Below are 4,409 nucleotides of genomic sequence, written 5' to 3'. Positions count from 1 at the left end.
GAGCGGCTGGAGCGCAACCGCGCCGACCTGGTGTCCACGGTCGCGCACGAACTGCGGTCACCGCTGACGAGCGTGAAGGGGTTTACGGCCACGCTGTTGGCGAAGTGGGACCGGTTCACCGAAGAGCAGAAGAAGCTCATGCTCAACACCGTCAACACCGATGCGGACAGGGTCACCCGACTGCTGGCCGAGGTGCTCGATGTGTCGCGCATCGACTCCGGTCGGATCCAGATGCGCAAGCAGATCGTGGATCTTGATCTGACGCTGCGCCGGGTCGTGGACGGCAAGGTCGCGGCCGGGGAGGCCACCCATGACCGGTTCGCGGTGTTCACTGACGGTAAACTGCCGGAGATGTGGCTGGACTCCGACAAGATCGAACAGGTGTTGCACAATCTTGTCGACAACGCGCTGCGCCACGGTGCGGGTACCGTCACCATTGCCATGCGCGGCACGCCGACCGGGGCCGATGTGACCGTGGCGGACGAGGGCGAGGGCGTGCCCGAGGCGAGTGCGTCCCGGGTTTTCGCGAAGTTCTGGCGCGGCGCCACCCGTGGTAACGGAACAGGCCTCGGGCTCTACATTGCCAAGGCGCTCATCGAGGCGCATGGCGGGACGATCATGGTCGGGCGGGCGCCGGGTGGTGGCGCCGAGTTCCGATTCGTCGTGCCCGCCGGAGCACCCGTCTTCCCCTGAGGTCTGATCGCCAGAAGCCAGATCATCTGGAGTCTGATCACCTGGAGCGACGTCGCAACCCGGTGGGCGCCCCGGCCCGCATCCCGCACCCGGCCTGCGTCCGCCCGTTTGTGGTGGGTGCCGGTCGGGATCTCACCTGATGGTCGGTTCGACCATCAACGACCTCAATGAGGATGACCAGCGTGTCCCCGTCCCCACCGAGCGCTGACTCGAACCATGCCGACCGCGACCCGACCGACCGCGACCCGACCGACCGCGACCCGACCGGTCCGGACCAGCTCGATCCCGAGCAGCTCGCCAGGATGTGCGCGCAGGCGTCCGAGGCGATCGCCGCCGCAGGCGATCTCGACGAGCTCGCCGCCGTCCGCACCTCGCATGTGGATGGCCGCTCCGCTCCGCTGGCGCTGGCGCGCCGGGTGCTCGGCGCCTTGGCGCAGGCGGACCGTGCCGCAGCCGGGCGCCGGCACAACGATGCCGCAGCCTCGGTCCGGGCACTCTATGAGACACGGCTCGCCGAGCTCACCGCCGACCGGGACGCCCGGGTCCTCGTCGAGGAGCGGGTTGACGTCACCGTGCCGGTGGATCGCGCTCCGCGGGGAGCGCGGCATCCGATCACGGCGCTGTCCGACTACCTGGTGGACGTATTCGTGGCGATGGGTTACGAGGTCGCGGAGGGGCCCGAGGTCGAGCACGACTGGTTCAACTTCGAGGCGCTGAACCTCGACCCCGATCATCCTGCGCGCAGTTCTCATGACACCCTCTACGTCGACCCGATGGGCAGCGGGCTGCTGTTGCGCACGCATACCTCGCCGGTGCAGGTCCGCGCGCTGCTGTCGCGTCCGCTGCCGGTGTACGTCGTATGCCCGGGACGGACGTATCGCAACGACGCCGTCGACGCCACGCACTCGCCCGTATTCGGTCAGATTGAGGGCCTCGCGGTCGATGAGGGCATCACCATGGCCGACCTACGCGGCACGCTGGATGTGTTCGCCCAGGCCCTGTTCGGTTCGGGTCTGTCGACGCGACTGCGGCCGCACTACTTCCCGTTCACCGAGCCGTCGGCAGAGCTCGACGTCGTCTGTTTCGCCTGCCGCGGCGAGGCTGCCCGCCAGCCGTGCCGGGTGTGCTCCGACGAGGGTTGGATCGAGGTCGGTGGCTGCGGGATGGTCGACCCGAACGTGCTCGTCGCCTGCGGCGTCGACCCGTCCCGCTACAGTGGGTTCGCATTCGGCATGGGTCTGGAACGTGCGGCGATGATTCGGCACAACGTCCGCGAGATCCGCGACTTCGTCGACGGTGACATCCGTTTCGGTCGTCTGTTCGGGACGGGGAGCTGATCATGAAAATTCTCATGTCGTGGCTGCGGGAGGCCGTCGACGGCCTGCCACCGGCGAAGGCAGTCGCCGAGGCGCTGATCAGGGCCGGTTTCGAGGTGGAGTCCGTCGAGTCCGTCGGTCACGACCTCGCCGGGGTCGTCGTCGGCGAGGTCGTCTCGATCGAGGTCGTCGAGACCAAGAAGAAGAACGTGCGCTGGGTGGATGTCGCGGTGTCCCAGACCGGTACCCGCGGGGTGATCTGCGGGGCGTTCAACTTCGAGGTCGGCGACCGGGTGGCGGTGGCGTTGCCCGGCGCGGTGCTGCCCGGCGGCTTCACCATCACCGCGCGCAAGACCTATGGGAAGCTCAGCGAGGGGATGATCTGTTCGCTCCGTGAGCTGGGCATCGGTGACGATCATGACGGTATCCTGGTGCTGCCGCCTGAGACCCCGCTGGGCGTGGACATCGCCGAGCTGCTGGATCTCGCCGACGACGTCCTTGACATAGCCGTCACCCCGGACCGTGGTTACGGCCTGTCGGTCCGCGGGATCGCCCGGGAGGTGGCGACCGCGTTCGGGCTGACGTTCCATGATCCTGCCGCCGTGGTTGCCGGTGGCAGCGACGCCGGCGGCGCCGGCCTCGGTGAGCGCAGCGACGCACCGGCCACGCTCGGGTACCCGGTCGTGGTGGCGGACCCCGAGGCCTGTACCCGCTACGTCGCCCGGGTCGTGCGCGGGGCCTCCCCGGGTGCGCAGACCCCGTTGCGCCTTGCCCGCCGCCTCACGCTCTCGGGCATGCGGCCGGTCTCGGTGCCGGTCGACATCACCAATTTGATCATGTTGGGGCTGGGGCAGCCGCTGCACGCCTTCGACCGGGCGAAGCTGTCCGGCCCGATCGTGGTCCGCCGGGCCCGTGAGGGCGAACGGCTGGTCACCCTCGACGGTGTCAAACGGGAACTCGACCCCGAAGATCTCGTGATCGCGGACGACTCCGGGGTGGTGGCGTTGGCCGGTGTGATGGGTGGCGCGTCCACCGAGATCTCGTCGGACACCACCGAGATCCTGATTGAGGCGGCCCATTTCGACCCGATCGCCGTCGCCCGCACGGCCCGACGCCACCAGCTCACCTCGGAGGCGTCCCGCCGGTTCGAACGTGGCGTCGATCCGGCGCTCGCGCCGGTGGCCGCGCAGGCTGCGGTCCGGCTGCTCACCGAGCTCACCGGCGCCACGGCCGAGGCCGGGGTGACCGACATCGACCACCGGCGGCCGGCGCCGACCATCCTGTTCCCCGTCGCCGAGACCACCCGCCTCGGCGGCCGTCCCTACCCGCCCGATGTCGTCCGCCGACGCCTGACCGAGGTCGGCTGCCTGGTCACCGAGGCACCCGGGCCACACCGCCCGGGCGGTGTGGGCGGTGGCGGCGGTGTGCCCACGGATCTGCTCGCGGTCACCCCACCGTCCTGGCGGGGTGACCTCACCCGATCCGCGGACCTCGTCGAGGAGGTCATCCGGCTGGAGGGCTACGACACCATCGCGGTGACGCTCCCGCGGCTACCCGCCGGCCGTGGCCTGACCCAGGGCCAGCGGCTGCGCCGTGCGGTCGACGCGGCGCTGGCCAGCCAGGGCTACATCGAGGTCCTCACCGTCCCCTTCGTCAGTGACGACACGCCGGCCAGGCTCGGGCTCGACGAGGACGACCCACGCGCCGCGGCGGTCCGGATCGCAAACCCGATCGCCGAGGACGCCGCCAACCTGCGCACATCCCTGCTACCCGGACTCTTCGCCGCGGCCGGCCGCAACATCGGCCGGGGTCAGCCCAACCTGGCCCTGTTCGAGACCGGGCTGGTGTTCCGGTCTGTTGCCACTGCCACTGCCACTGCCACTGCCACTGGCATGCCTGCCGCTGCCACGCCGTCGACACCCGCGGTCGACCACCGGCCCGGCGACGACGAGATCGCCGCGCTGAACGCCGCCCTGCCCGACCAGCCCAGGCTGGTGGCCGTCGTCCTCACCGGCCTGCGGGAGCCGGCCGGCTGGTGGGGACCGGGGCAACCGGTGAGCTGGCAGGACGCGGTCGCAGCCGCGCACACCGTGGCGGGTGCCGCCGGTCTGGACGTGACAGTGGCGGCGGACACGGTGATGCCCTGGCACCCCGGCCGGTGCGCGCGGCTGACAGCGGCAGATCCGGCCGCGGTAGGTTCGGCCGCCGGCCGCATCATCGGGTACGCCGGGGAGCTGCATCCCCGGGTGATCGCTGCCTACGGACTGCCGGCCCGGACCTGTGCGATGGAGCTCGATCTCGACGCGCTGGTCGAGATCGCGTCGAGGCGTCCGCCGGTTACCGCGCCCGTGGTGTCCACCTATCCGCCCGCTGATCGCGACATCGCGCTCGTCGTCGCGG

General features: G+C 70.4%; 3 protein-coding genes. All 3 read left to right on the top strand.

Annotated elements, in window-relative coordinates; genetic code table 11:
• Positions 1-693: sensor histidine kinase (locus U9977_RS25890; protein ID WP_322751898.1), on the top strand; the 693-nt coding region annotated here is incomplete at its 5' end.
• Positions 694-995: 302 nt separating this feature from the next.
• Positions 996-2,030 carry a phenylalanine--tRNA ligase subunit alpha gene (gene pheS, locus U9977_RS25885; RefSeq protein ID WP_322751899.1) on the top strand — a complete coding sequence of 345 codons (1,035 nt, stop codon included), beginning with the start codon at positions 996-998 and terminating at the stop codon, positions 2,028-2,030.
• A gap of 2 nt (positions 2,031-2,032) precedes the next feature.
• The coding region (gene pheT, locus U9977_RS25880) for a phenylalanine--tRNA ligase subunit beta (protein WP_322751897.1) at positions 2,033-4,409 on the top strand (2,377 nt) is incomplete at its 3' end.

The organism is Protofrankia sp. Cas8 (assembly GCF_963555845.1).
Taxonomy (GTDB): domain Bacteria; phylum Actinomycetota; class Actinomycetes; order Frankiales; family Frankiaceae; genus Protofrankia.
Note: the sequence above shows the minus strand (reverse complement) of the source record. Positions and strands in the feature narration are given on the sequence as shown.